The organism is Treponema sp., from assembly GCF_052169735.1.
In the GTDB taxonomy this organism is placed as follows: Bacteria; Spirochaetota; Spirochaetia; order Treponematales; family Treponemataceae; genus Treponema.
Genome location: NZ_JBQNBW010000042.1, coordinates 1 through 25096 on the forward strand (window position 1 = coordinate 1; position 25096 = coordinate 25096).

Below are 25096 nucleotides of genomic sequence, written 5' to 3' on the forward strand. Positions count from 1 at the left end.
AGGGAATGCAGCAGGGAATGCAGCAGGGAATGCAGCAGGGAATGCAGCAGGGAATGCAGCAGGGAATATTACAAACAGCTGCTACGTTTAAGAAAATGGGAATCCCGATTACGACCATCGCGCAAGGAACCGGTCTTTCAGTCGAAGAAGTTGAAAAGATTTAAAATACCGTTGTATTGTGGCAGATGGATATTTTTAATCAATACGCCCCTTTTATACAGGATTATATTTACCGCTCCGGCTGGCAGGCGCTTCGCGCGGTGCAGAATGCGGCGGGCGATGCTCTTTTCAATACCGATAACAATGTGTTGCTGACGGCATCCACCGCCTCCGGCAAAACCGAAGCGGTGTTTTTTCCAATCTTGAGCCTCTTATACGAAGAGCCTGCTGCCTCGGTGGGAGTGTTGTATATCGCTCCGCTCAAGGCGCTCATCAATGATCAGTTCGGGAGGTTGAACGAACTTTGCGAGGAAGCGGGAATCACCGTAACGCGATGGCATGGGGATGCGCCGCAGAGTCAAAAGCGGAAGCTGCTCCGTAAACCTGCGGGGATTTTACAGATCACCCCGGAATCTCTTGAAGCGCTGATGATCACCAAGCAGAGCGAAATACCCTCTTTGTTCCATGACCTACGCTTTATCGTCATTGATGAAGTCCACTCCCTGCTGCGTGCCGACCGCGGCGGGCAAACCTTTTGTCTGATCGAGCGGCTCTGCCGGACTGCGGGCTGTAATCCCCGGCGGGTTGGGCTTTCCGCCACACTCGGTAACCCTGAAGAAGCGGGAGCCTTTCTTGCTGCAGGCAGCGGGAGAGAAACGGTTATCCCCAAATGTGACGGCGGCAAAGAAGTGTGGCGGCTTTCGATAGAACACTTCTTCAATACGGAGCCGCAAGCTGACGAAGGTAAGCCTATTACTATCGAAGCGCTTACGGTAGAACCCGCCGCGGACACGGCCCCCAAGGCTGCCGATCCGGGGATGGGCTATATCTTTGAGCATACCCGCGGTAAAAAATGCCTCGTGTTTACCAATTCCCGCGAGGAGTGCGAATCTGTATGCCAGCACCTCCGGCAATACTGTGAAGCCAACCACGAACCCGACCGCTTTTTAATTCACCACGGCAACCTTTCCGCTTCGTACCGCGCAAGTGCGGAAGAAGAAATGAAGGATGACGACTCGCTTATTAGTGTCTGCGCTACCGCTACGCTGGAGCTGGGGATTGATATCGGGAGACTGGAGCGGGCATTCCAGATTGACGCACCCTTTACCGTTTCCGGTTTTTTACAGCGTATGGGTCGTACCGGACGGCGCGGCACTCCGTCGGAAATGTGGTTTGTCATGCGGGAAGATCATCCCGAAGCGCGGGCAATGCTGCCGGAGATGATTCCGTGGTATCTTATTCAAGGGATTGCACTCGTCCAGCTTTATATCGAAGAGCGCTTTGTGGAACCGCCGCGCACGGAAAAGCTGCCCTTCTCCCTGCTCTATCACCAGACCATGAGCACGCTTGCCTCCTCAGGTGAGATGACACCGGCAGAGCTGGCCTCCAGAGTACTGACCCTGTCGGTATTCCGCCGCATCAGTCAGGAGGACTTCCGTACCTTGCTCCGGCACCTTATCACTATTGATCATATCAACCGCACGGAAAGCGGCGGGCTGATTGTCGGGATTACCGGTGAGCGGGTTGTCAACAATTATAAGTTTTACGCAGTGTTCCAAGAAAATATTGAATACACGGTGCGTTCCGGTTCCGAAGAGCTGGGAACAATCGTCAAGCCACCGCCTGCGGGCGAGAAGATAGCCATTGCAGGTAGGGTGTGGGCAGTGGACGAGGTGGATCACCAGCGCCGCGAGGTATACTGCACGCTGGTAAAGGGGAATATCCCTGCGTATTTCGGTGATGTGGCAGGCGATATACACACCCGTATCTTGGAACGGATGCATACTGTCCTTGCGGAACAGAAAAGCTATCCGTACCTGATGCGCCATGCCGTGTGCCGGTTGCAGGAAGCGCGGAATACGTTCACCAAGGCAGGGATGGACACTCACCCGCTCATTTCCCTCGGCGGCACTATGTGGGTGCTCTTTCCTCAGCTGGGCAGTTATGCCTTTCTTGCGCTGGAACGTTTTCTCAAGCTCCGCTGCGGTGCACGGCTTGGGCTCAAAGGCTTGAGTCCGTCCAGACCGTACTACCTACAGTTTACCATGCAGGTAAGCGCACAGGAATTCTATCGCATTATTGCCGAAGAAGCCGCACAAAACTTTGACCCGCTGGAGCTTGTGTACGAGAACGAGGTACCCGTCTTTGACAAATACGACGAGTATGTTCCCTCTGAGCTGGTGCGCAAAGGATTTGCCTTAGGGGTGCTGGATATCGCCGGCATGAAGCAGCGGGTGCTGGGATGGAAGAGGAAATTCTTCAGCAGATTAAAGAATGGAATACCGGGTGATAGCACAGTATGACACTGGAAGAAAATATTGCTAAACTGTAGTCTCATTCTTTTATACAGGATAATTGTATAAAAGACTAACTCACCGAAAAAAAGCAAAAACGGCACACTTGTTATTCCGCTATTATGCCGTCGTGCAAGGCAATGCAGCGGTCAGCTTTTTGCAATACGTGTTCATCATGGGAGGTAAGGACAATCGTTGTACCGTACTGCGTGCGCAAATTGGATAACAGCATAATAATCCCGCTGCCCGTCTTTGAATCGAGATTGGCTGTCGGCTCATCGGCAAGAATCAGCGCAGGGCGCTTAACCGCTGCACGGGCAATCGACACCCGCTGCTGTTGCCCGCCGGAAAGCTGCGAGGGGCGGTGTTTTAGATGCCGGGTAAGCCCAACCGCTTCCGCCGCCGCCAATACCCGCTCTTTCCGGTTCCGTTCTTTGACAATCAATAGCGGGATTTCGATATTCTCAAACACCGTTAATTCGGGAATCAAATTAAAATTCTGAAACACGAACCCCAGCGTATCGCGGCGGAATCGGTTTTTCTCTTTCGGCTTCAATGTGCCAACCTCCCGCCCGCGAAAAAGATATGAACCGCTATCAGGCGAATCAAGCGTACCCAAGATGTTCAAGAGTGTCGTTTTCCCGCTGCCCGACGGCCCTTTAACGGCAACAAAAGATCCTTCCTCAATCGTCAAACAGACATGCTGCAACGCGCAAAAGCGTACCCCCCCGCTGTTATACGTTTTACCGATATCCTTCAATACTATCATCATTCCTCCGATATATGCTGCACAACTACATACGAACGGTTATATGTGAATATGACCACCCACCTGCACACTATTGCGGAAAGGGCTGAACAGCCGATAACCACCTCCGTCCTGCGACCAGCGCAGTTCATGGATAAGCTCAACCGTAAAATACCGGTTGACGGCATATTCAAGCCGGTGAATAGCTTTTAGCCCAATGAGCGGAAGCCCCAGCCGGTATTCCGTACTCAGCGTTACATTCGGAATAACCGTATCGTGCAGCGTGAATGCAGCATTCAGTACGTGAGGATCGAATACGTCCTCGCGGTACCCTTCCGCAAATGCAGACTGAACCGAAACTGCCTGCTTAAAGGCATCCGCTTCTTGCGAGGTATAACCTTCGCTGCAAAACTCGTACCCTACTGAAAAACTTACCGGACGGAAGGTAAACGCGCATTCGGCTGCCACTCCGCCGTATACGGGGAAAGCATTACCCATGCGGTCGTTCCGTTCCCGAGCTGCATGCCAACGGCCTCCCGTTTCGGTAAAATAGCGGTTGTCCGCCTTTTGCTTTACCGTTCCGGACAACGTTCCCGTAAAAAAATTCTTAATGTACTGCACCTGCACTTCGCCGATCCAGTTTTGCTGCCGCTCCCAATACACTTGCCCATTGACCGCCCATTCGATAAAATCCCCGCTGATGCCGCAGGCAAAACTCACATCCTTCCAGTCCTTCACTTCGATAAAATACGGCAGCAGTGTAACCGCCCACGAATCGCCTGCAAGAAACTCCAGAGCGGCAAGCCCGACCGGCTTTTTGAACCGTCTGAATGTATCAAGCTCCGTTTTACCCGCGGTAAGGTATAAAAAATCCGTAATCCTGCTTTTAAAGTATATCTTTTCAAGCGATACGATATGCCCTTCAGTCTGTCCGTTTGCTGCGGTATTAAGCGGCGCCGTCAAAAGCAGCTTTGCGTAATAGTTTGCGATAAACGGCGCGCTGCCTTCGATAAAAAGAGCGCCGCCGGCTTGCCCGTCAAAATTCCCTGCATCTTTATACTTGCCGGCAATATAGCTGGTATTCTTTTCCCGCCATTTGATAAACGCCGAAGCGCCGAATACAAAAGAAGAACGCATCTCATTTTCCGGCTGCGCAGATTCTTCCGGTACAGTGGATTCTGAGGTCTTTTCATGCAGCGTTGTCACTTCTTCATACAGCGATGTTGATTCTTCATACGGCAGCGCCTCTTCCGCAGAAAGCACGCAGGCAGTAACAGCTGTCATCAGCGCACAGCATATCCCCGCAATCCGGCGTTTTTCCGTTATCGTTATACGCTTCATGGCCTTGAATTCCGTCTAGCGGATATACTTCAACCGCTGCACTTCAAACAGCCGAGGATCAACCGCCACCGTGCGGTCAAACCGCTCAAAAGTCAACACCGTCGATTCGCCTGAGTTCCCGATCATCTCGGTTGCAACCTTCAAAAACTCGTACCCGTCCGCGCTTACCCGCGAATCCAGCACCCGCATCGTTTTGATCAATCCGCCCTTATACGAAAAATATTCCCGCTTCAACAGTATTCCGTCCTCTTTTTTGATATACACCAAAATTTTTTTATACGCCGCATCGGAAACCGTCGGTTCAAGCTCCACACACCGGCATTCAATCCCATCCACCGTCTGCTCACTTCCGCCGCACGCCCGATACATCCGCGACAGCGTGGTATTCATAATATCCTCCTGCGCAATCGACGTTCCCATAAACGCCGCCGCCGCACTCATCTTATTCATCTTATTAACTTTATTATTGTAAAAATAAATCACATCACCCGCCCGCAGCTGCAGCTGTCCCTGCAAAATCCGCGGATACTCCATAATCAGCAAATATTTTTCCGTCCCGCTCATATAACACGTAAACCCAACCTTATCACGCGCCTTTCCCTTTTTTGTACTCTGCATCGTCAACGTCAGCTTCGCCTCCTGCGGAAACAGCCGGTCAGCCGCCAAAAACACCGACTCGTAATCGCTTTCCTGCGCCGTCAATCCGCATATCAACAAAAAAAGCAACACAACGATGAGCAAGCATCTTTCCTTTTTCATATCTTCTATTTTCTCCTTCTTTTTTTGGAGGGGGGACGTCTCCCCCTGATATGTTGTCTAACAGGATTATTAAAAAATGTTCAGAGGCTATTGTCAACAATAAAACGCTGCAATTCGTCCGGTAAAATCGGACTAGTACTGAGGAGAAGCGGTGATTGGTAATGGGCGAGCGTTTTGCACGCGGCACAAGCTTTTATCTGGAAAGACTTCCCCCGCACATTTCTTCTTAACTTTCAGCAGAAAGACGGGCTGTTTCCGTGCGTAAAGCGCGGAACATTGACAGCATTGATGCGGAAAAATTGACTGCAGCAATAACAACCGCCATTGCCGCGATGCGTATTCCGTCAAAGTGCAGCACAACGGACGGGCCGCCGAATACCGCGATGAGATTTGCCGAATAGTACGCTGCCGGAAAGCCCTGTACCGCAAAAACAGCCGGTATGGTAACGGCAGCGGCAATAAGCGCGGCCAAAAGCAGTACGATAACGGTTTCAGCGGTAATCATCTGTATAAATTCTTTTGTGTCCATTCCGTAGGTACGCAGCGCCGCAATTTCCGCCCGTCGTTTTTGAAAAATCAGATAGTATGCACTCCGCACTGCAAACAGCAGCATGAGCGCCAGCACAAAGCCGGTAAGATTTTTTAATCCGATTAAAATGATCTTAAAAATATCAAAAATCTGAAAGTACCCGAAAGAGCCACTCAGCTGATCGGGCGCTTCCACCCGTGCTAAAATGCCGGCTTTTTTTACGGCTATCCGCAGAGCGTATACAACATCATTTATCCGCTGATCCCGTTCCACCACAGAAGCGGCTGCAACCGTTCCGAGTACGGTATTGACAAAATCTTCTTTTTCCATAAAGCCGACTGCATTGATGAGCGGCATGTATACAATACGGGAGTGCGCCAGATAGTTCGAAATAAAAATACCGGCAATGGTTACCGGCGCCGAGATAATATGTTTGGACGGTGCTTCAAAATAGAGCGTAATCTCATCGCCTGCTTTAAGCGAAAGTTTTTCCGCAGTATCGGCATCAACAAGGCAGGTCTCCGGCTGGGAAAAATTCATAGATCCTTCTTTAAGCACGGTACACGACTTGAGCAGCGTTTGTAGATATTCGTCGGTAACCCCTGCAAGCTGTACGGTCATATCGCCGGTATCGGTAATCAAACGGACGCCATCGATGAGCGCCGCAGGATAAAAAATCGTACAGGGGGATGAAGCCGTTATGTCGGATAAGGCAGGCAGTAATGCGCCAAGACCGTCTTCATCAGAGGCGAATACTCGTATATCACCTTCCAGCGCCTGCCTGAATCGATCGGTCTGGATATCATATCCCGAAATAACCGCATCAAAGAGCAAGAGCGTTATAAAGGTAAACGCCGTCAGTATGATCATCACGGCATAGCGTGCTCTGTTGTCGATGATATTTTTCAGCGCCCATTTTATATAATACATTCGTTTTCTCCTCTAAGGCCTTACGATTGCGACTGTTCTTACAGCTTATTCATCATCCGTTATGACAGCGCAAGTATTTGCCGTGTCCTCAGTCCGGTAATACCGAGCAGCATAAGCGCCGATACGCACAGCGGCAACGCAAAGACGCGGAGAGACGGATGCATCACTAGCTCTTTTCCTGCAAAGGCTAACTCAAGATTGATATCGGTTGCGGATAATTGCAGCGTATTCAGAAGCGCGGCAACTCCTGCGCAACCCGCCGATCCGATGAGCCATGCTGCAGCCAATATTGTAAGATATTCAATACAAAAAAGCCCGATAATAAGGTTCGCGCTGTAACCGATAACCCGCAATATTCCGATTTCCTTAGATCGGTTCAGCACTGCGATAGTCAGACTGTTGAGCATACAAAAGAATATCACAATACCGGTAAACACAAACAACAGTATCCGCAGCGTTTCGCTGATAAGCGCCGTTGCTTTCGCAATACTATCAAAATCGGTATACGGAAGCAGTTTGTAATCGCGGTACTCCGCCGCAAGCAACCATGTAAGTCTGAAACGCTGTAAAGCTGAAAGCTGACCGAGCACAATATCGCTTGCAAGATTTTCCTCCCTACCGGTCAGCTCAAGCACTAAGCGGCGGTCGATAAAAAGGATGGGCTGATGCATCATCGCCTCATCGCTTGTGAACGTTCCGGTCAGTCGGAATTTATCCGATACAGGAATACCGAACGGACTGGGCATCTGCACAATGATACCCTGCCGTAACGCTTCCTGCGAGACCGAAGAATCATAGAGGAGCGCTTCGTTTGCACCTTCATGAGGTACGGCGCCGTTAAAAACGAGGTGTCTTAAAAGCGCCGTTTCCGCAGCAGCGTCGCTTGCGACAAGGAGAACGTGATTCGGATTACGCAGTTCCTGCCGGTCAGGTTCATCGACGTAAAAGGTTGCCCAGCTCCTCAAGCGTGCCGAATAGCTGATGCCGAGCCGGTCGAGCAGGGTGCAGAGTTCATCAGGATTAAATAAATCTTCCTCGCGCGGCGGACTTGCCGTCAATAGGTTGGAACAGTCTTTTTTGACGATGCCGTAAAAACCCGTATATCGCTGCGCAAAATAACGACCTCGGTTCGCCTTGAGTGCATCAAAGAACATCGTAACCGTACTCAACAGGCAGAACGACAACGTTAGAAAAAGAAAAAAGGAAAACTGCCGCCGTATATGACGGCCGCCTGAACGGATTGCACGGAGTAATAGTAAAAAGTTCATAGGCTATAATTATTCCTCATCGTTCTTGTTATAGAAGCAACATTTGTTTTCGTCAAGGCAATATTCCTAGTAAAAAAGCACTAGGGTGTATATATGTTGGAAACGGCATTTTGAGCGGCAAATGTTTTTACGGCATTGATGATATTTTGATATGCTTCATTCGTCTCTTTGTAGAATGCGTAATATCCTAATCGCTTTATTACTTGATCAAGCTTAAACAATGTCATTGCGCACCGGAAGGACACCGGAATATTCTCATCCCCGTTTTCATATAAAGCGGTGCCGCAATGCGAATCACACACATTAAGAGCCGGGCAGCTTTGGCATTGTTTAATAGCGATTCGTCGTAACGCTGTCCGCTCTCTTTTCCGCGCATTGTAATACAGCTGACAAGGATAGATGCCGTCTGCAATCGTATAATAAAAATAGCTTTTGCCGGCAACACAATCGCCGGTATAATGCTGTTTTAGAATATCAACCAATAACGCCATAATACCGTTATCCGGCAACTTACTGCTTTTTTTCTCTGTAATTATGCCGAAGGTCTCTTCGATAATGCCCTCATAAAAGCGGTAGGCAGCCTGCAGAGATTCATCCGGCCACGGTATTCCTGATGCTTCGAATATGGCTACCTGATCGAATCCCAATGCAAAAAAAGAACGCCGATATGCTGCGGCCCCCAGAGCTTGCGCTTGAATCATCGTATCGGGAGAAAGGGTTGCCGATGCAGCAAGGAAATAGTTTCTTTTTTTCTTATTTAAAATATTCATTGCACGCCTTATTGTATCATGTACACTTTGGCGGGGATTAAGAAAAATACGTGTTTTATCGCATATTTGCTTTGGTCCGTCTATGCTGATAGACAACGCATAAAAATAGCGGTTAAAAAAATCGGCCATTTCATCGGTTATCAGTGTTCCGTTTGTTATTGCGGCGTATTTGGGTACCGTATCGAATATTTTTTTGTATGCGGCATTTAATTTCGGGATAAATTCCTTTATATCCTTGAACGCTAAGAGCGGTTCACCGCCGAAAAAGGTTATTGTCTGTACCGGATGGGGCAAATGTATAAGATAGTCGAATAACTTATTAAATAGTAATATCTAACTAGTCTTCAATACTATACATAATAAATATCGATACGATATCAAGAAAATTCCGAATATCAATCAGCGCTGAGCCTTTTTATATAATACTCTCCTTGACGGTAAAATAAATTGGCGGTATTGTTTATTCATGATGTATAGCAGCGATATTCTTGTGCAATGTATCATAGCAATTTCATTGCTGTTACAATATTATGGTATACACCTCTGTTATAGCGACGCACAGTATCCTGCGCTTGTAGCGTACCGGCGCGTTGTATTATGTATTGCAGGGATTGCCTTGCAACATCCACTGACTGTTATCGTAGTCGGGCTGATTTTTCATTGTCCCATTTCAGAGTTTTCACGGTTTAATCTTTATGCTGACTTTTCGATACTACATAATCATGAGGTAATAGCATTGCTGCTTATTGTCACTCTTTCAATTATCAGAGTACTTACCAGTATCTCATGGCTGCTTGTAACAGTTCCCTCACTGGTACTTACAGTAATCCGTATGGAAGGACTCCCAGTCAGCAAAATGCAAAAACTATGTGCACGTATCACTCGTACTGCCGGAATTATCTTTTTAAGCTATCAATGCATCAATTTATTGATAACCGCAACCATTGATGTATCCGCCGTATCTGGTATGTCGGAACTGCAAGGTGCGCATCAATTATTAACACGCGGCTCCTCCTTCATTTTTTATTGTATTTATCTTTTTTTATTTGGATGGTTTATACATATCGTTCAAATTCGTGTATTGACGGCTTTCCCAGTGCTTCGCCAATTCCTGTACTCTATTGTATGGATTGCGGCGGTTATTTGTGCATGGTTATTGATCCTTTTTACCGTCAGTATGCTTGACGAACACGGTCTAAAGGTACCGCTTCTTACCGCATGGGTACGTAAAAAACAATTATTCCCTTTTTATGAAGATTTAATACTGTATGCATTGTTCGCCGGTTCCGGTTTATATCTATTAGAGTATCAGAGACGGCAGCGGTCTAACCGTTCCGGAACCGAATATCAAAACCGAACCGTACGAATATTGCAAATAGATCAACATACAGCGACTGATACAACCGGCAGCAAAGTCTCAGCGAATGTATATGCATCGGGAAATGCTTTTATACTAGAAGAAACCGATGAGATAAAACAGCAATATCGCCGTTTTTTTATCAAGCAGGGCTTAACCGAACGGGAAGCGGACGTTGCCGTCTTAATCGCTTTTGCTAAAAGCAATAAAGAGATCGCAATAGCGTTGAATATTGCCTATAATACCGTCCGCAATCATGTCGCGAATGTGTATATTAAAACCGGAATGCATAATCGCTTTGAACTCGCTCGCTATGCAAATGCAGGTGTTTCTGTATCCTAAAAGACAATCTCGATACAGCATAGCCCTTGCGATTCTGCTTACACTGCCGCTCCACCGCTCTCTTTATTCCTCATACACAATGTCGATATAGCCTTCGGGGCTGAACTCATCTTTGACGGTTTGTTTAAAGGCTTCCCATTCTTCGAGCTTCATTGCGGTTCGGCGAGCAAGCTGATATTCATGGAAGGGGGTGTTCTCATTGCGGAAACGCACAAGGTAGTAATAGCCCGAATCGGCTTCCAACCAAAAAAAGAGCTTTTTCCCTAATATACGGCTCATAAGACCTGCCGGTTCCATACGGAATTTCAAACAGTTCCACTGTTGCCCGTTATATGAAAGTGTCTCTTTTTTTTCGTAAATACAAAACGCATTTGTTTGATAGTTCGCATGAGCGACAGGCAGCAGAGCTTTTTTTACATCAGGATTAAAAAAACGGCTTACCATAAAAAATGAAGCCGGAATATCGTTAGAAAACCGAAAAATTGCTTGTTCTTTCAGCTTATCAAGCTCAATGCGCCATGTTTCATTCTCATGTTCCGGTTTTTTCAGTGTTTCAGGCTGACTACCGTATATCATATATGCATCGCGATATGATTCGCCGGTATCATAATTTTTCCGTACAGTCACTTTAACGGAACTGCCGGCATTTTTTGCGAATTTAACCTGCTTGGTTAAAAAACTTTCGCTTACGATTTCTTTCATCATGTAAAAACGCCAATCCATAATCTGCCGGCTGTATGATAATATTCCTCGTATGAGGGGATCGTCATCACTGAAGTCTACTGTTTCCAGCGTATCGGAAGCGGTAAGATAAAAAAACTGCTTACTTGTTCCGGCAGTAAAGTGCCGGTTATTATACGAACCGTGATACTCATACAGATAGCCTACATCCATTTGGGCAGGATTATACGCGAACTGCACCCGTTCCGCTTTTTGCCGGCACGAAATGCAAAGAAAACTCAAAAACAGAATTGCGATAGATAACTGATGTTTCATATGTGTCATTTCCCTTTTATTCTTGCTATGTATCCGATCCGTATCTGCCATTGCAGAACTCGATGAACATGTTATTTTACCGGCAGTGTAGCATAGTGCTCTAAGATGTCAAGAAAATATCAGTGGTAAAAGAGGACTACTGTACTCAGTCGTAGTCTCGCTTTACCAAAAATGTTTATTTTTATACCCTATGACTATGAAAGGGCTTGATGTTATTATTCAGACGGGAATATCGATTGCGTTTCTGCTGCACTATTACGGAATAGGACTGCTGTACGGAAGAAATCCAGCGCCTGCGCTCAAGCTGTATAAACGGATGGTTCTATGTTTTATCGCGGTAACGGGCAGCAGCGCGGTAAACTTGCTCTTGAGCAGCTGGCTGTTCAATTTACCTATTACGGATTTTTCGCGCCTGTTTGTGATGTACAAAGGAGAACCGGCGTTTAGTACCGGAAGCTGTTTAACCGGTGTGTATATTGCAGTCCAGCTGCTGTTTAACGTTATTAATCCTGCATGGTTCCTGCTGCTTTTTCCTTCGATTATTATTGAACTAATCCGCATGGAGGATATCCCGATTAGCCGTGTACAGCTGCGACTTAAAAACCTGACGCTGACGGTAGGCGTTCTCTGTATACTTTTTTACACTGTTTTCCCGCTCTTACAAACCTTAAACGGTTTCGGCTTTCTTGCGGAAGGCTGCTTTCATGCCCGCACGCTTGCATTTTTTTACCAATTCGTTTCGGTTGTCTTTTTTACCATGTATGCGCTTTTCGCCGCGTGGGCGATTCATGCCTGTAAGGTGCGTGTCTTAACCCCCTTCCCCTTTATTCAAAAGGTATTCTACCGCGTCATACGGATTGCAGGGCTTATTTGCGGGTGGGTATTTATCGGTTCCATACCGACGCTGCTGCATAATTACGATATGCCGGTCGGCATATTTGCCGTATTCCTCTACCGCTCCGTGCCCTTTCCATTTTATGAAGATTTAATGTTGTACGGTTTATTTGCCGCCGCAGGATTGTACGTACTGCATCATCAAGCGCAGCAGCGCTTTAACGGTACAAATGCGGAAAATCGAACCGCCCCTGTACAAACCATGCAAGCATGCTGGCATGACACAGCAGCGGAAATGAACGGCGCCGCCGGAAAAGCTGCGGCAGAGGGTTTCGGCACAGGAACTTTTGCTACAGGAAACGCTTTTATAATAGAAGAAACCGATGCGATAAAACAGCGCTACCGCCAATTCTTTATTGAACAAGCATTAACCGAACGGGAAGCTGATGTTGCCGTCCTCATCGCTTTTGCCAAAACGAATAAAGAGATTGCATCTGAATTAGACATAGCATATAACACGGTAAAAAATCACATTGCGAATGTATACAAGAAAACAGGAACGCATAATCGCTTTGAACTCGCTCGCTATGCAAATGCAGGTGTTTCTGTATCCTAAAAGACAATCTCGATACAGCATAGCCCTTGCGATTCTGCTTACACTGCCGCTCCACCGCTCTCTTTATTCCTCATACACAATGTCGATATAGCCTTCGGGACTGAACTCATCCTTTACAGTTTGCTTAAAGGCATTCCATTCTTCGAGCTTCATTGCGGTTCGGCGAGCAAGCCGGTATTCCGCATCCGCGCCCTTAAAACAAACAGGATAATTCAGCCCTGAATCGGATTCGCGCAAAAAATATGTTTCTTTACTGAAAAACAGTGCCAGTAAGCTTTTGTTTTTAATCCTAAATCTTTTGCATGAGTAATCGATGCTGTTATACGAGAAAGTTTCTTCCGTTTTGTGCGGCATAAAAGAAGCATCCGTGATATAGCCTTTATCGTTAATCGGCAGCCGAGAAGTCGTATCCTCCGCTAAAAACCGTCCGGCTATAAAAATATCGATCGGCATATCACCGAAAAATTCAAAAACGGGCAACTTATCCGTCTGAAAAGAATGTACTCCTTTATCATGGATGGGATGTAATATCGTTTCAGGCTTATTGCCGTTCACCCAATATTCATCTTTTGTAACCGTTTGAGCAGAGAAATCATATACAACCTCTCTTTTGTAATCAAATTTAATAAAAGGACTGATTTTATACTGCGCTGCAAGATACGCTCGTTCCGAAATCACCTGTTTTAAGCAGCGATCCGCATCCATCGCGACAGACGTTTCTATTAAAACACCTTTTACGGAGGTATCCGTCCATGCGTAAAGCGACTCAATGCGTATATCGGAAATAACATAGAAATATATTTTCAGATCGCTTTCAACAAATTGATGGGGATGCACGGAACCGTGATATTCATAGAAATAACCGACATCCATCTTTGCAGCATCATATTGCACCGTTTCAACTACCGCAGATGAGCAGCTGCATAACAGCACTATCAATACTACTACATACCATATTTTATTCATCTTGTTTCCTTAGCTTGTATCATATCGCCTTTTGATACGCTGTCAACCAATGCGGAGAGTTTAACCGCTGGTAAGATTGAACTAGTCCTGCCGCCGTATATAGCACCCTCCTGAACGCATTGCATGGAGTACGGAATTACCGGAGAGCGGGTTGTCAACAATTATAAGTTTTACGCAGTGTTCCAAGAAAATATCGAATACACGGTGCGTTCCGGTTCCGAAGAGCTGGGAACAATCGTCAAACCGCCGCCTGTGGGCGAGAAGATAGCCATTGCAGGTAGGGTGTGGGCAGTGGATGAGGTGGATCACCAGCGCCGCGAGGTATACTGCACGCTGGTAAAGGGGAATATCCCTGCGTATTTCGGTGATGTGGCAGGCGATATACACACCCGTATCTTGGAACGGATGCATACTGTCCTTGCGGAACAGAAAAGCTATCCGTACCTGATGCGCCATGCCGTGTGCCGGTTGCAGGAAGCGCGGAATACGTTCACCAAGGCAGGGATGGACACTCACCCGCTCATTTCCCTCGGCGGCACTATGTGGGTGCTCTTTCCTCAGCTGGGCAGTTATGCCTTTCTTGCGCTGGAACGTTTTCTCAAGCTCCGCTGCGGTGCACGGCTTGGGCTCAAAGGCTTGAGTCCGTCCAGACCGTACTACCTACAGTTTACCATGCAGGTAAGCGCACAGGAATTCTATCGCATTATTGCCGAAGAAGCCGCACAAAACTTTGACCCGCTCGAGCTTGTGTACGAGAACGAAGTTCCCATCTTTGATAAATACGACGAGTATGTTCCCTCTGAGCTGGTGCGCAAAGGATTCGCCTTAGGGGTGCTGGATATCGCCGGCATGAGGCAGCGGGTGCTGGGATGGAAGGGGAATGCGGAGTATACGTGATGTATTTCCCGGATGATTATGCACTCATTCGGTACGAAAACGACTGCTTGTTAAGATAGGCATAGTGTGATACCGTAATAATATCATACTGTGAGTTTTTAGCGCCAATGCCCCTAAAATAGTCCAATACGGCTCCAGTAAATCAGAATATGCGGGCATTCTAAAACACAGGTTAGACTAAAAGGGACAATGCTATGAATATTATCTCCGGCTGTTCTACTATAGAAGATTGTATCCGCCGCTATGGTAAGGATGCCCGTACCCGCTTTGTATTCCCCTCACGGATTGCAAGCAGACTCTGGCTGCATCGTGCTATCAGCTTAACCGGTCTTGCTGCAATACCGGCTGAATTATTTACCGCATGGGATGCGTTTAAGGCAGACTGCTGTGTTGCAAAAACGGAAGGACGCAATCCGGTATCGCAAGTAATCAGACTGCTTTTTGCCCGCCATATTGCTGCTGAGAACGCAGCGCAGCCGTTTTTCCGCACCATTATCCCTGCAAACTATGCTGCCGATGGTGCTGTTTTTGCCCAGTGGATTGCCGGTATTCTGCCGCAACTCGACCATTGGGAAAAACGGGCAGCACAGCATAAAGCTCCAGCGGATGACGAAGCTGCTGACCTTTTTATCCTGAAAAAAGCATACACGGATTTTTTGGATTCACACCGGCTTTTTGAACCTTCGTGGGCAGGCGCTGAGTTTAGTCCCCAAGCGCCGCATTATATTCTCCTCTATCCTGAATTGATGGAAGATTTTGAAGAATACCGAGGGCTTTTAACCGATCGGTCAGAAATTTCGGTACTGCCTGCCCCAGTGTTTCAGCCGGAAGCGGTACCGCTCATCCGGTGTGCAAGCATCCGGGAAGAAATACGCACAGCTGTCCTTGCGGTAGAACAGCTGCTGGCAGATGGTGCCGCCGCCGATGAGATTGCATTCAGTGTTGCCGATATAGAAAGTACCGTACCCTATCTCAAGCGGGAGTTCGCTCTCCGGAGCATACCCGCGGAATTTCGCCTAGGCTTTAAGCTGAGTGAACAGCAAGCAGGCCGTCTTTTCCCTCTCCTTGAACGCTGTGTAGAAGAGCATTTTTCGTTTGAAAGTTTAAAACGCCTCTTCCTCAATTCCCATATCCCGTGGAAGTCGCCGCAGCATATACAAGCGGTAATCAATTTCGGTATTAAAAACAACTGTCTTGTGTCGTGGAAAGACGGAGACCAATACCGGAATATATGGGAGGAAGCCTTTAAGCTGCCTACACCCCATCACCCGGGGCAGTGTTATGAAGAAGAACTCGCGGAAAAAGAGCAGGCAAAAAATTGGCTTATTCCTTTTATGCGTGATGCGGAAGCGTTGGTACAGGCAAAAAGTTTTTCGGAGATACGGCACCGCTATATCATGCTGAGAGACCGCTACCTTAACCTCAACGGTTTTTCACCGGAAGATAATGCGGTAATCGGACGCTGTGTAACCCTTATGCAGGAATTGATACAGTTGGAACCGGACTTTGCCGACTGTTTGCCAGCCCAACCCTATCCGTTTTTTACTGCGCAGCTTGGCAGAGAAATCTATGTACCGCAAAATACGGGAAGAGCTGTCAGTATCTTCCCCTTTCGGGTAGCGGCAGCAACTCCGTTTACCCACCATTTCGTGCTTAACTGCAATCAGGGGAAAAGCAGGGTTATTTATACCAAATTACCCTTTTTGCGGAAGGATAAGCGGGATGCACTCGGTGTGATTGAGCACGATGCTACACAGGATTTTTTTGCTGTCTATGCCCAATACGGTACCGTGCAGTTTTCTTTTTCTGAACAAACCTTTTCAGGCTATGCGGTAAGTAACGGTATTTTCACGGAGATTCAGCAGGGACGTACCGGAATATGCGCAGATTCTTTTTTACAGGAATATGCGTTTTTTGCACAAGCACAACAGCTGCCCTCTAGCATCTATCCCGTACAAAAAACCGGTCTTGAGCAATTTGTTTTACATGATACACTGTGCAGCTTTTCCTTTTTACGTACACCGCTTACCAATAAATTGCCGGAACTTACACAAGCGCTGCATACAGCCCGCTATGAAGATGGGGTATTCCGGGTCAACGCAAGCGATTTAAAGCTGTTTGCCGAATGTCCTGCCAAGTGGTTTTTGCAGTCCGTATTGAGCATTAACGAAGAAGACACCGATGCCGAACTTTTTAATCCGCGCTATGTCGGGCTTCTCTCTCATCATATTCTTGAAAAGCTCTATCAGAAAATACAAGAGACCGATACGGTTTTTATTTCTGCGCATATCGACGAGTATACTAAATGGGCGGATGAACTCTTTGCTCAGACAATTCATACACAAACCGACTTCCAAGGACCGCTCGCAGCTCCTTTCATCCAATCGATTAAAAAGAAAACCCTGCAAGGAGTGTCGTTTGTGCTCTCAGTTGATGCGGAAAAACTGGATGGTTATACTCCCCTCGTAATGGAAGGGAAGCTCCGGCACCGCAGTGAGGACATACTCTATCACGGTGTTATCGACCGGGTTGCATATCAGCCGGCAGAAGATCGAGCTGTCATTCTGGACTATAAATCAGGCACTGCGCCGGCTGCGTCTTCCTATACTCCCGATGCTATGTGCGATTTTCAAATACCGATGTATCTTTTCCTCGCGGAGAAAGAGCTGGTTAAATCGCAAATAGAACATGCATTTTTTCTTGGATTAGGTGATGAAAAAATCAGCTATATTGTCAATGACCCAACGGTAATCCCCCACGGTAGCGCCCGCACCAGTAAAACACGGGATGCCTTTGAGCCTGCGATTGAAAGTTTTTTACGTGCTTCAGAAAACTATGCACACCAAGTAGGGGAAGAAGATTTTAGAAAACCGGAAACGGTACAATGGGATGACTGTAAAAAATGCCCATTCCATCGGATATGCAGAACGATATTTATTGTTGAATAGTAAGAAAGCCGGCTGCTTGTTATTCGATAATTATAAAGTGTTGTTCTTAAAAGGTGCTTGCAGCCGGCTTTAATACCTTTTGTCCTCCGCCTCTTTCGTGTTATCCAACTTGCAAGAGCATATCTTTTTTGTTACAGTGTGAGAATGAACATGATTGAGCTATTAGGTTACGCGGCTTCATTTATAATCTTTATTTCGTTAATGATGAAGTCAATTATTAAATTACGGGTTTTAAATGCGATAGGAGGTTTGCTCTTTATTATATTTGCCTTTAAAACCAATTCATGGCCGGCAGTGGTTATGAATATCGGTATCGTTTTTATTGATATATATTATTTTTATAAAATGATAAAAATACAGGACAATTTTGAAATCTTAGAAGTAAAAAAAGATAATGAAATTGTTCAGTATTTTTTTGAAAAGAATAAACAGGAACTTGTTGCGTTGTTCGGCACTGACGCTTTCACCAAAAGCGAAAAAATAGCATTGTACTTTCGGAATAATGATATAGCCGGTTTAGTCGCTTATACGGTTCAAGATACCCAAACAGAAAAATATGCTGATCTTTTAATAGATTTTGTTGTTCCGAAATATCGTGATTTAGCAGTCGGGAAGCATTTTTTCATTGATGATGTGAGTTTTTGGAAGAAACAGGGGATAACCTCTTTCGCAGCCGCACAGCCGTCTGCAGATCATATTCATTACCTTGAACGGATCGGGTTTACATGCAGTAATGATTCGCTTATATGGACAAAATCATTATAAATTCAGGATATGCTTCATTTATATCAAATTATTCATGCAGAGGATTGAATTACTGCCGTTGTGCATAGAGATTGGTGATTACCGCTTAGAAATCACCGGAATTTTATCCCCCTCCGCACGAATAAATGGGGCACAAAGCCAGGTTAATTCATGCTTATTAGCAGTAAGATGAACGATTTTTGAATGAGGAATGCTGGCAAATCGGTTGATGGTTTCAAAGTCAGGGGAGCCTTGCATTTTAATGGTACAGATAAATCGGCTGCATAGTCCGCTTGCCAGCCAGCGGTCAACCCATTCGAGGAGGCGGGGCGGATAACAAATAACATCGGAACACACCCAGTCTTGTCTGCCGAGACTTTCAGGAGGAATGGTAAACGCATCATGCTGCATAAAAGTAATGCGCGATTCCTGCATCAAAGGGTCAGCTAAAGGGCTCCGGTCAATGGCGGTTACCGTTGCACCGAGTTGATGCAGTACCCACGTCCAGCCGCCCGGACAAGCTCCGGCATCGATACAGCGAGTGCCAATCTGAATGAGCTGATGGCTCTCCTGTTCAGCCTTGGGGGCAGCGGCGCGATACCGTGCGTCATGGTGTGTATCTATAGCATCCGCCCCGGAAGGGATATCTGCTTCGGCACCGCTTTCGTGAGCGCACCGTGCATAAAAGTCTAAGAGGGTAAGCGCTTCCCAGAGTTTGAGATAGGCGCGGCTCGGCGGGTTTTGATGGTCTTCTACAAATCGGATGACCCCGAGCGGAAAGGGAGAAGATGTTTTTGCCGATGCAATTAAGGTGTGTTCGTCCAGCAGTGACCATACCCCCATATCCGCACGCGGTACAGAATATGGAAAGTTTTTTTCCTTATTACTAATGTAAGGCAATTTTTCACTGATGAGTGCTGCCCGTCTAAAGCAGGTGAGCGGATAGTGTGCCCAATTCCGTTGGATACCCCTCAGCAGGGCTGCTGCCTCACCGATACTGCGGAAACGGACGATAAAAGGAGTTTCCCAGCATAATTGCTTCCATATAATATCCTGTGCAATATCCTGAGAATCTTCTTCACAATAGAAAAGCATTCCCTGTTTTGTATGCTCAAGCTCACTTTGACTGCTGTACCGTGTGCCGCGTATGCACTCAATGTGCCCATGATATTTTAAACTGAGTTCTTGTTCTAAATGAGCTTCAAATCTTTTTACCGGTATCCATAGCTTACCGTTTAAATACCGGATGGCACCGTACGCTTGAGCTGCTGCAATAGTCGTTGGATCGATCATGTTATTCCGTATTATACCCATATTATGTATGCTGCACTACAGTTATTCTGTAAACCTATATATGAATTACCCTCTTGTGAACCACTGTGAATATGCCCTAATTACCGGCTTTACAAAATAAATACAATATGATATAGTATCTTCCTGTAAAGAGCCGGCGTGGTGAAATTGGTATACACGATAGACTCAAAATCTATTGGGGGCAACTCCGTAAGGGTTCAAGTCCCTTCGCCGGCATCGTTCTTCTCTTACTTCTTTTTATTTTATTTCCTAAACAAGCGGTAAAACACTACTATCAGCCAAAAAAGCAGAGCACGGAACCCGTAGAATATCTTAAAAGGATTCCGTAACAGCTGCGGCAAAAATTCATGCCCTTTGCGGAATGCGGCATCGGAAATTCTTTTTTTCCGTTTTGCAAAGATATCGATAATATCGTTGTCATAAATACAGATGGTTGCAGGCAGCTTTGTCCTATTGCGGTGAATCCACCGTACACCGCCGGGCACACCGTTACCGGCAATCAAGAGAGCAGGATGAGCTTTTACTATTGACGTAATGATATTGGCTTCCATACTTTTTCGATAAAAACCGTTAAATCTTCCCACAATACTGATGCCGGGAAAGGTGATATGTACATTCCGCTCGGCATCCAAGAGGTTTTGTGCTCTTCCTCCCAGCAGGTAGAGCGATTTAAAATGAGAATCGATAGTATTTAAAATCCTAATAATCATATCAAAAGAGTCCCGCCGTATAGGAACCGGTAAATTGAGAAAGCGGGCTGCGCTCAGGAGGCTTTTAGATAACGGCAGGCAGAGCGCTGCATTTTCCAACATAGCGCGAAATTCAGTATCACGGCGCGCTTTGAGTAAATCCCACAGGGTAATAAAAATAATCTGCTGCGGCTTGCCCGAATCAAGGAGCTGCATAATAGTCTGTTCAATATCCTCATCTGGGAGAATATCAAGCGGTATTGTTAAGAGATGGATGCGGGTAATTGCCATTGGTCTGCCTCGTTTCTAATAGTTTGCATTGCAGCCACTGCATAAAGGGCGGCTGTTTCTGCACGGAGTACATTTGTATTAAAATGAATGGTCTTAAAGCCTGCTGCTGCCAGCATGGCTGTTTCTGCCGGGCTGATTCCACCTTCTGCTCCGATTGCGAGCATAATCCGACCGGGCTTAGCGGCAAGAAAGGTATGTACGCTCAAGGCTGTACCTGCTGCTTCACTGCACATGCCGCACACGGTACCGCTGCCGAGTAAGGGGGGAACCGTATGCTGCATAACGGCGGAAAGCGGTGCCGGTTCGGTAATACGCGTATCAATCGGAGAGCCGGATTGTTGCCGGGCTTCTTTAATAATCCGCCGGAACCGTTCCTGTTGTGCGGGATTTTGTTTCCGGGCAACGGAAAATTCCCCAATAACCGGCACAATGATATGCACACCTGCTTCTGCAGCCTGCCGGACAATGGTATCTGTTTTTGCTCCTTTGAGAATCCATTGCAGCAGGATAATTTCCGTCTGTGCAGCTGCCGGCAATTCAACGGTGGCGGTAGCGGCGGTATTTTCATCTTGTTGCGGCACTGTCTGTAGACGGAGCCGTATCTCCCGCTTGCCGTCGTCAATCCAATCGGCACCCATCATTACAGACCGTCCCCCCGGCAGCAGTACCGGGAGGCTGTCTCCCTCCCGCATACGGCGCACCTTTCTCAGATAGGTAAACGCCTTTCCGGTCAGGGTAAGGGTGCCGTTACGGTCAGGTTCGGCTTCACTAATAAATTGCTTCATAGATAATGCTGTTTAAGAAGCTTTTTTTGCCTCGGCAGCAGCCTTTTCTTGTGCTGCTTCCTCCTGCATTTGGAATACCGTTTTACTTTGCAGTAAGAGCTGCGGGAGGGCTGGAGATTTTAGTATTTTAACTGCTTCTTGGAGCTGCGGATCATAATCAATATCGGCAGCAGGTGCCGTATGCGTTCTATTGTAGTCTTGCCGGATTAAGATTCGGAGCAAATCTTTATTGAGTGAATATTCTTTTGCAAGCGTTTCTGCATAGCGGGTAATTTGGGAACCGGTTAAATCTTTATTGTCCTTGACAAAATTTGCAAGTTTTTCATCTCGTAAAAGTTTCTCCAAGTTTTTTTCATCCTCTGCTGTTAAGGCAGGAAACATGAGAACTTCCTTATCGGGTTTAATACCGGTTTTGTCAATATTCGCATCACTCGGCGTATAATAGCGGGAAATTGTCATCTTAAACGATGAGTTTTTGGTGAGCTCAAATATCTGCTGCACGGAACCTTTGCCATAGCTGGTCTCACCGACAAGATAGGCGCGCTTATAATCTTTTAAAGCGCCGGCAAGTATTTCCGATGCACTCGCTGAGCTTTTATTGATGAGCACAACAAGCGGTAAGTCAGCAAACTGTGCCGGTATCTTAGTATTGGTCTTAAACTCGAGGTTTTGCTGCGGAATGCGCGATTTTGTCGAGACAATCACACCTTCTTTAATAAACAGGCTTGCCGTATCAACTGCTGCCGTGATCAATCCGCCGGGATTATTTCGTAAATCCAGTACAAGCCGGGTAATTCCTTCTTTGCGGAAATTTTCAAGGGCTTCCTGTATACGGGGTGTTGCATTGGGATTAAATTCAATAAGCCGTATATACCCGGTTTTATCATCCAATTTCATCGTCTTAATAGTAGGAACTTCAATACGGGCACGGACAAGTTTTACCGGGAATTCCATATTTTTACCGCGCCGGACTGTTACCGTAACTGAAGAGCCTATTTTGCCGCGCAGCTTTGCTACAATATCCGCTTGGGTCATTTCTATGGTAGAAACGCCCTCTATTTCGGTAATAAGATCGCCCATTTGGATGCCTGCTTTCCAGCTTGGAGTTCCTTCGAGGGCAGAAGCTACCTCAACATAAGCAGGGCGTTCTGCTGTGGAAATACTTGGTTTGGTAAACGTAACTCCAATGCCGCCGAAAAAGCCGGTCGTAGTATCTTGCAAGCCGACGCCTGTTAAGCTGCCGTTATCAATGTAAACAGTATAGGCATCTTTTACCGCATTCAGCATACCTTCAGCAGCGCCTTGGAATAAAACCTCAGGGTCTACCTCATCAACATAGTAACGCTGCAATGCCTCGTTGAGATACTGAAGATACTGCATATACGGAATGGCAGGCTTGGGCTGTTCTGACTGAGACTGAGCAAAAATAGACGGTGCAAAAAATGCCGTGCAAATCAATAGGACAGAAAATACACAGGTTACAATCCAGACTTTTCGTGGTTTCATATAAAATATTCTCTATTATATTCAAAAATTGTCAAGCGGAAACCTCTAAAAAGAGGGGTTTTGATGATTGTTGTTCATGGAAATTTTGAATGGTTTTGTAATAATTGGACATCTCCAAAAACTTTGCCGGAACCGTCACGGATAGCGGTAGTTCTTCCGATGTTTTTTACCGCTGGAATCAACTTGACAGAGATTCTGTATTTTGTTTGTATATATAGATGATACGATTAGTAAATATAAATAAACGGTATGGAGACCTTTCAGCGGTTGATAATATCAGTCTTGAAATTCCTTCACATACAATTTTCGGTATTATCGGCAAAAGCGGAGCTGGAAAGTCCACACTGGTGCGGCTCGTCAGTCTTTTAGAGCGGGTAGATTCGGGGGAGATTTACTACGGCAATACCCGGGTTGACACGCTGAGCGGAAAAGCCCTTCGCGATCAGCATAAGAAGATCGGGATGATCTTCCAGAGCTTTAATTTGTTTGCCTCGCGCACGGCTGCGGGGAATATCGCTTATCCACTTGAAATTTCTGGTATGCCGCGGCAGAAAATTGCCGGTAAGGTTGAAGAAATGCTGGCGCTGGTTGGGCTTGAAGGGAGGGGAGGGGCTCGGATCAGTACCTTGTCGGGCGGTCAAAAGCAGCGGGTGGCAATAGCCCGTGCCTTGGCGGTGTCGCCGGATATTCTCTTTTGCGATGAAGCAACCAGTGCTCTCGACCCGCAAACCACCCGTTCAATTCTGGAACTGCTGAAGCAGCTGCAGAAAGATATGAACCTCAGCGTGGTGATGATTACCCATCAAATGGAAGTAGTACGCGATTGCTGTCAGCACGTCGCGGTTATAGATAACGGAGCAGTTGCCGAAATGGGTACGGTACATGAACTGTTTTCTGCCCCAAAGACAGCCGTAACCAAAGATTTCCTCATGCACATCAATCCGCTCAATCCTGAAGATATGCAGCTTATCAGGTCATCGCAAAACGGCGGTACCTATACGCTCCGCTTTACAGGAGAGCCGACAAGTGAACCTGTGCTCAGTAGAATTTCCCACGATTACGGTATCGAGTTTAACATCCGGGCAGGCGGAACACAGAAAGTCGGCACAACCGTTGTCGGTGTGCTTTTTGTGGATATACGCGGCTCATCGGAGGATATGCAGCGGGCGTTTGCGTATCTCAATCAGCATGGTATTAAAGTGGAGGAAACACAGCTATGAGCAGCTCATGGATAACGTTATTACAATTGGTAGGAACCGCAACCGCACAAACCCTTACAATGGTCTTTTTTTCCACTGTTTTTTCTCTGCTACTCGGCGCTCCGCTTGGGGTACTGCTGTGCATCACAGCTGAGGGGAATTTAATGCCGAAGCCTGTACTGCATCAGCTGCTGGATAGGGTAGTCAACATATTGCGCTCCTTTCCGTTTATCATTTTGATGATTTTGCTCTTTCCTTTTTCCCGCTTTATCATCGGGACGAGCATTGGAACCGCAGCAACTGTTGTGCCGCTGTCCATTGCTGCCGCTCCCTTTGTTGCGCGGGTTATCGAAAGCGCCTTGATGGAAATTGACCGCGGGGTTATCCAAGCGGCGATCGCTATGGGCTCGTCTATCCCGGAGATCATTTTTAAGGTGATGATACCGGAGGCGCTTCCGCCGCTTGTTGCTGGGATTACCCTCACGGTTATCAACTTAATCGGGTATTCGGCAATGGCTGGCGCAATCGGCGGCGGCGGGCTTGGCGACTTGGCAATCCGCTATGGGTATCAGCGCTTCCGCAGCGATATACTGCTTGCTGCGGTTATCGTGATTTTGGTGATGGTTGAGCTGATCCAGCTGATCGGTACCCGGATCAGTTCCGCCCTAGCAAAACAGCGTTAAGTTAACCTGCCTTGCAGCAGGCGGGTACGGAACCAATCGCAATAGCCTTTCGATAATGAGAAATCTCTGTGAGCTTTAGTTTTTTAGAGGTTGTCCAAAATTTCAAAAAATGCACTAGATAGCATCCAGTA

General features: G+C 46.7%; 20 protein-coding genes and 1 tRNA gene. 9 read left to right on the forward strand and 12 right to left on the reverse strand.

What is annotated here, in order from left to right; genetic code table 11:
- Positions 1 to 185 precede the first annotated feature (185 nt).
- A complete protein-coding gene (locus ACTTJ8_RS07930; RefSeq protein WP_442716076.1) occupies positions 186 to 2462 on the forward strand; it encodes a DEAD/DEAH box helicase in 2277 nt (758 codons plus the stop codon).
- Positions 2463 to 2562: 100 nt separating this feature from the next.
- Here the strand turns inward: ACTTJ8_RS07930 and ACTTJ8_RS07935 are convergent, their stop codons facing one another.
- The 6 genes from ACTTJ8_RS07935 to ACTTJ8_RS07960 all read right to left on the reverse strand — a co-directional run bounded on the left by ACTTJ8_RS07935 (position 2563) and on the right by ACTTJ8_RS07960 (position 9092).
- Positions 2563 to 3225, reverse strand: coding sequence for an ABC transporter ATP-binding protein (locus ACTTJ8_RS07935; RefSeq protein WP_442716075.1), 663 nt, complete (start codon positions 3223 to 3225; stop codon positions 2563 to 2565).
- 36 nt (positions 3226 to 3261) lie between these two features.
- Positions 3262 to 4542 (reverse strand): hypothetical protein, encoded by a 1281-nt coding sequence (locus ACTTJ8_RS07940; protein ID WP_442716074.1) that lies wholly within the window; start codon positions 4540 to 4542, stop codon positions 3262 to 3264.
- Positions 4543 to 4557: 15 nt separating this feature from the next.
- Entirely contained in the window at positions 4558 to 5301 is a 744-nt protein-coding gene (locus ACTTJ8_RS07945; protein ID WP_442716073.1) for an outer membrane lipoprotein-sorting protein, read from the reverse strand.
- A 226-nt stretch (positions 5302 to 5527) separates the two neighbouring features.
- Positions 5528 to 6760 carry an ABC transporter permease family protein gene (locus ACTTJ8_RS07950; protein ID WP_442716072.1) on the reverse strand — a complete coding sequence of 411 codons (1233 nt, stop codon included), beginning with the start codon at positions 6758 to 6760 and terminating at the stop codon, positions 5528 to 5530.
- A gap of 59 nt (positions 6761 to 6819) precedes the next feature.
- The gene (locus tag ACTTJ8_RS07955; RefSeq protein ID WP_442716071.1) at positions 6820 to 8028 is read right to left on the reverse strand and encodes an ABC transporter permease; all 1209 of its coding nucleotides are present in this window, start codon (positions 8026 to 8028) and stop codon (positions 6820 to 6822) included.
- Positions 8029 to 8108: 80 nt separating this feature from the next.
- On the reverse strand, positions 8109 to 9092 hold the full coding sequence (locus ACTTJ8_RS07960) for a radical SAM protein (protein WP_442720839.1): 984 nt from the start codon (positions 9090 to 9092) through the stop codon (positions 8109 to 8111).
- A gap of 172 nt (positions 9093 to 9264) precedes the next feature.
- Here ACTTJ8_RS07960 and ACTTJ8_RS07965 point away from each other — a divergent pair, with 172 nt between their 5' ends.
- Positions 9265 to 10497 (forward strand): helix-turn-helix domain-containing protein, encoded by a 1233-nt coding sequence (locus ACTTJ8_RS07965; RefSeq protein WP_442720840.1) that lies wholly within the window; start codon positions 9265 to 9267, stop codon positions 10495 to 10497.
- Positions 10498 to 10560: 63 nt separating this feature from the next.
- Here the strand turns inward: ACTTJ8_RS07965 and ACTTJ8_RS07970 are convergent, their stop codons facing one another.
- On the reverse strand, positions 10561 to 11493 hold the full coding sequence (locus tag ACTTJ8_RS07970; protein ID WP_442716068.1) for a hypothetical protein: 933 nt from the start codon (positions 11491 to 11493) through the stop codon (positions 10561 to 10563).
- A gap of 196 nt (positions 11494 to 11689) precedes the next feature.
- Here ACTTJ8_RS07970 and ACTTJ8_RS07975 point away from each other — a divergent pair, with 196 nt between their 5' ends.
- A complete protein-coding gene (locus ACTTJ8_RS07975; protein WP_442720841.1) occupies positions 11690 to 12943 on the forward strand; it encodes a helix-turn-helix domain-containing protein in 1254 nt (417 codons plus the stop codon).
- Positions 12944 to 13006: 63 nt separating this feature from the next.
- Here the strand turns inward: ACTTJ8_RS07975 and ACTTJ8_RS07980 are convergent, their stop codons facing one another.
- Positions 13007 to 13909, reverse strand: coding sequence for a hypothetical protein (locus ACTTJ8_RS07980; RefSeq protein WP_442720842.1), 903 nt, complete (start codon positions 13907 to 13909; stop codon positions 13007 to 13009).
- Between the two features lie 123 nt (positions 13910 to 14032).
- On the opposite strand from ACTTJ8_RS07980, the gene ACTTJ8_RS07985 reads away from it, so the two are divergent.
- The 3 genes from ACTTJ8_RS07985 to ACTTJ8_RS07995 all read left to right on the forward strand — a co-directional run bounded on the left by ACTTJ8_RS07985 (position 14033) and on the right by ACTTJ8_RS07995 (position 18519).
- A complete protein-coding gene (locus ACTTJ8_RS07985; protein ID WP_442720843.1) occupies positions 14033 to 14806 on the forward strand; it encodes a hypothetical protein in 774 nt (257 codons plus the stop codon).
- Positions 14807 to 15000: 194 nt separating this feature from the next.
- Positions 15001 to 17754 (forward strand): PD-(D/E)XK nuclease family protein, encoded by a 2754-nt coding sequence (locus tag ACTTJ8_RS07990; protein WP_442720844.1) that lies wholly within the window; start codon positions 15001 to 15003, stop codon positions 17752 to 17754.
- Between the two features lie 144 nt (positions 17755 to 17898).
- Entirely contained in the window at positions 17899 to 18519 is a 621-nt protein-coding gene (locus ACTTJ8_RS07995; protein WP_442720845.1) for a hypothetical protein, read from the forward strand.
- 78 nt (positions 18520 to 18597) lie between these two features.
- Here the strand turns inward: ACTTJ8_RS07995 and ACTTJ8_RS08000 are convergent, their stop codons facing one another.
- Positions 18598 to 19791: an SAM-dependent methyltransferase gene (locus tag ACTTJ8_RS08000; RefSeq protein ID WP_442720846.1), complete on the reverse strand. Its 1194-nt coding sequence runs from the start codon at positions 19789 to 19791 to the stop codon at positions 18598 to 18600.
- Between the two features lie 153 nt (positions 19792 to 19944).
- On the opposite strand from ACTTJ8_RS08000, the gene ACTTJ8_RS08005 reads away from it, so the two are divergent.
- Positions 19945 to 20028: transfer RNA gene (locus ACTTJ8_RS08005), tRNA-Leu, on the forward strand.
- Positions 20029 to 20054: 26 nt separating this feature from the next.
- On the opposite strand, the gene ACTTJ8_RS08010 is transcribed toward ACTTJ8_RS08005, so the two are convergent.
- From ACTTJ8_RS08010 to ACTTJ8_RS08020, 3 genes are read right to left on the reverse strand one after another with little or no spacing between them, the layout of a single operon-like run.
- Positions 20055 to 20792 carry a WecB/TagA/CpsF family glycosyltransferase gene (locus ACTTJ8_RS08010; RefSeq protein WP_442718290.1) on the reverse strand — a complete coding sequence of 246 codons (738 nt, stop codon included), beginning with the start codon at positions 20790 to 20792 and terminating at the stop codon, positions 20055 to 20057.
- Complete coding sequence (locus ACTTJ8_RS08015) at positions 20765 to 21577, reverse strand: RsmE family RNA methyltransferase (protein ID WP_442718289.1); 813 nt, start codon at positions 21575 to 21577, stop codon at positions 20765 to 20767. Before ACTTJ8_RS08015 ends, ACTTJ8_RS08010 begins: the two co-directional genes overlap by 28 nt.
- A gap of 12 nt (positions 21578 to 21589) precedes the next feature.
- Positions 21590 to 23083 (reverse strand): S41 family peptidase, encoded by a 1494-nt coding sequence (locus ACTTJ8_RS08020; protein ID WP_442716055.1) that lies wholly within the window; start codon positions 23081 to 23083, stop codon positions 21590 to 21592.
- Positions 23084 to 23301: 218 nt separating this feature from the next.
- Here ACTTJ8_RS08020 and ACTTJ8_RS08025 point away from each other — a divergent pair, with 218 nt between their 5' ends.
- Complete coding sequence (locus ACTTJ8_RS08025; RefSeq protein WP_442720847.1) at positions 23302 to 24303, forward strand: methionine ABC transporter ATP-binding protein; 1002 nt, start codon at positions 23302 to 23304, stop codon at positions 24301 to 24303.
- Positions 24300 to 24965 carry a methionine ABC transporter permease gene (locus ACTTJ8_RS08030; protein WP_442720848.1) on the forward strand — a complete coding sequence of 222 codons (666 nt, stop codon included), beginning with the start codon at positions 24300 to 24302 and terminating at the stop codon, positions 24963 to 24965. The genes ACTTJ8_RS08025 and ACTTJ8_RS08030 overlap by 4 nt, the downstream gene beginning before the upstream one ends.
- Positions 24966 to 25096 lie beyond the last annotated feature (131 nt).

Bases quoted from the DNA above. Each gene is read 5' to 3' on its own strand.
- ACTTJ8_RS08010 (WP_442718290.1), bottom strand. From the start codon at position 20,792: ATGGCAATTACCCGCATCCATCTCTTAACAATACCGCTTGATATTCTC.
- ACTTJ8_RS07985 (WP_442720843.1), top strand. From the start codon at position 14,033: ATGGAGTACGGAATTACCGGAGAGCGGGTTGTCAACAATTATAAGTTT.
- ACTTJ8_RS07965 (WP_442720840.1), top strand. From the start codon at position 9,265: ATGATGTATAGCAGCGATATTCTTGTGCAATGTATCATAGCAATTTCA.
- ACTTJ8_RS07990 (WP_442720844.1), top strand. From the start codon at position 15,001: ATGAATATTATCTCCGGCTGTTCTACTATAGAAGATTGTATCCGCCGC.
- ACTTJ8_RS07930 (WP_442716076.1), top strand. From the start codon at position 186: ATGGATATTTTTAATCAATACGCCCCTTTTATACAGGATTATATTTAC.
- ACTTJ8_RS07970 (WP_442716068.1), bottom strand. From the start codon at position 11,493: ATGAAACATCAGTTATCTATCGCAATTCTGTTTTTGAGTTTTCTTTGC.
- ACTTJ8_RS08025 (WP_442720847.1), top strand. From the start codon at position 23,302: ATGATACGATTAGTAAATATAAATAAACGGTATGGAGACCTTTCAGCG.
- ACTTJ8_RS07945 (WP_442716073.1), bottom strand. From the start codon at position 5,301: ATGAAAAAGGAAAGATGCTTGCTCATCGTTGTGTTGCTTTTTTTGTTG.
- ACTTJ8_RS07935 (WP_442716075.1), bottom strand. From the start codon at position 3,225: ATGATGATAGTATTGAAGGATATCGGTAAAACGTATAACAGCGGGGGG.
- ACTTJ8_RS08030 (WP_442720848.1), top strand. From the start codon at position 24,300: ATGAGCAGCTCATGGATAACGTTATTACAATTGGTAGGAACCGCAACC.
- ACTTJ8_RS08020 (WP_442716055.1), bottom strand. From the start codon at position 23,083: ATGAAACCACGAAAAGTCTGGATTGTAACCTGTGTATTTTCTGTCCTA.
- ACTTJ8_RS07940 (WP_442716074.1), bottom strand. From the start codon at position 4,542: ATGAAGCGTATAACGATAACGGAAAAACGCCGGATTGCGGGGATATGC.
- ACTTJ8_RS08000 (WP_442720846.1), bottom strand. From the start codon at position 19,791: ATGATCGATCCAACGACTATTGCAGCAGCTCAAGCGTACGGTGCCATC.
- ACTTJ8_RS07955 (WP_442716071.1), bottom strand. From the start codon at position 8,028: ATGAACTTTTTACTATTACTCCGTGCAATCCGTTCAGGCGGCCGTCAT.
- ACTTJ8_RS07995 (WP_442720845.1), top strand. From the start codon at position 17,899: ATGAACATGATTGAGCTATTAGGTTACGCGGCTTCATTTATAATCTTT.
- ACTTJ8_RS07975 (WP_442720841.1), top strand. From the start codon at position 11,690: ATGAAAGGGCTTGATGTTATTATTCAGACGGGAATATCGATTGCGTTT.
- ACTTJ8_RS08015 (WP_442718289.1), bottom strand. From the start codon at position 21,577: ATGAAGCAATTTATTAGTGAAGCCGAACCTGACCGTAACGGCACCCTT.
- ACTTJ8_RS07950 (WP_442716072.1), bottom strand. From the start codon at position 6,760: ATGTATTATATAAAATGGGCGCTGAAAAATATCATCGACAACAGAGCA.
- ACTTJ8_RS07980 (WP_442720842.1), bottom strand. From the start codon at position 13,909: ATGAATAAAATATGGTATGTAGTAGTATTGATAGTGCTGTTATGCAGC.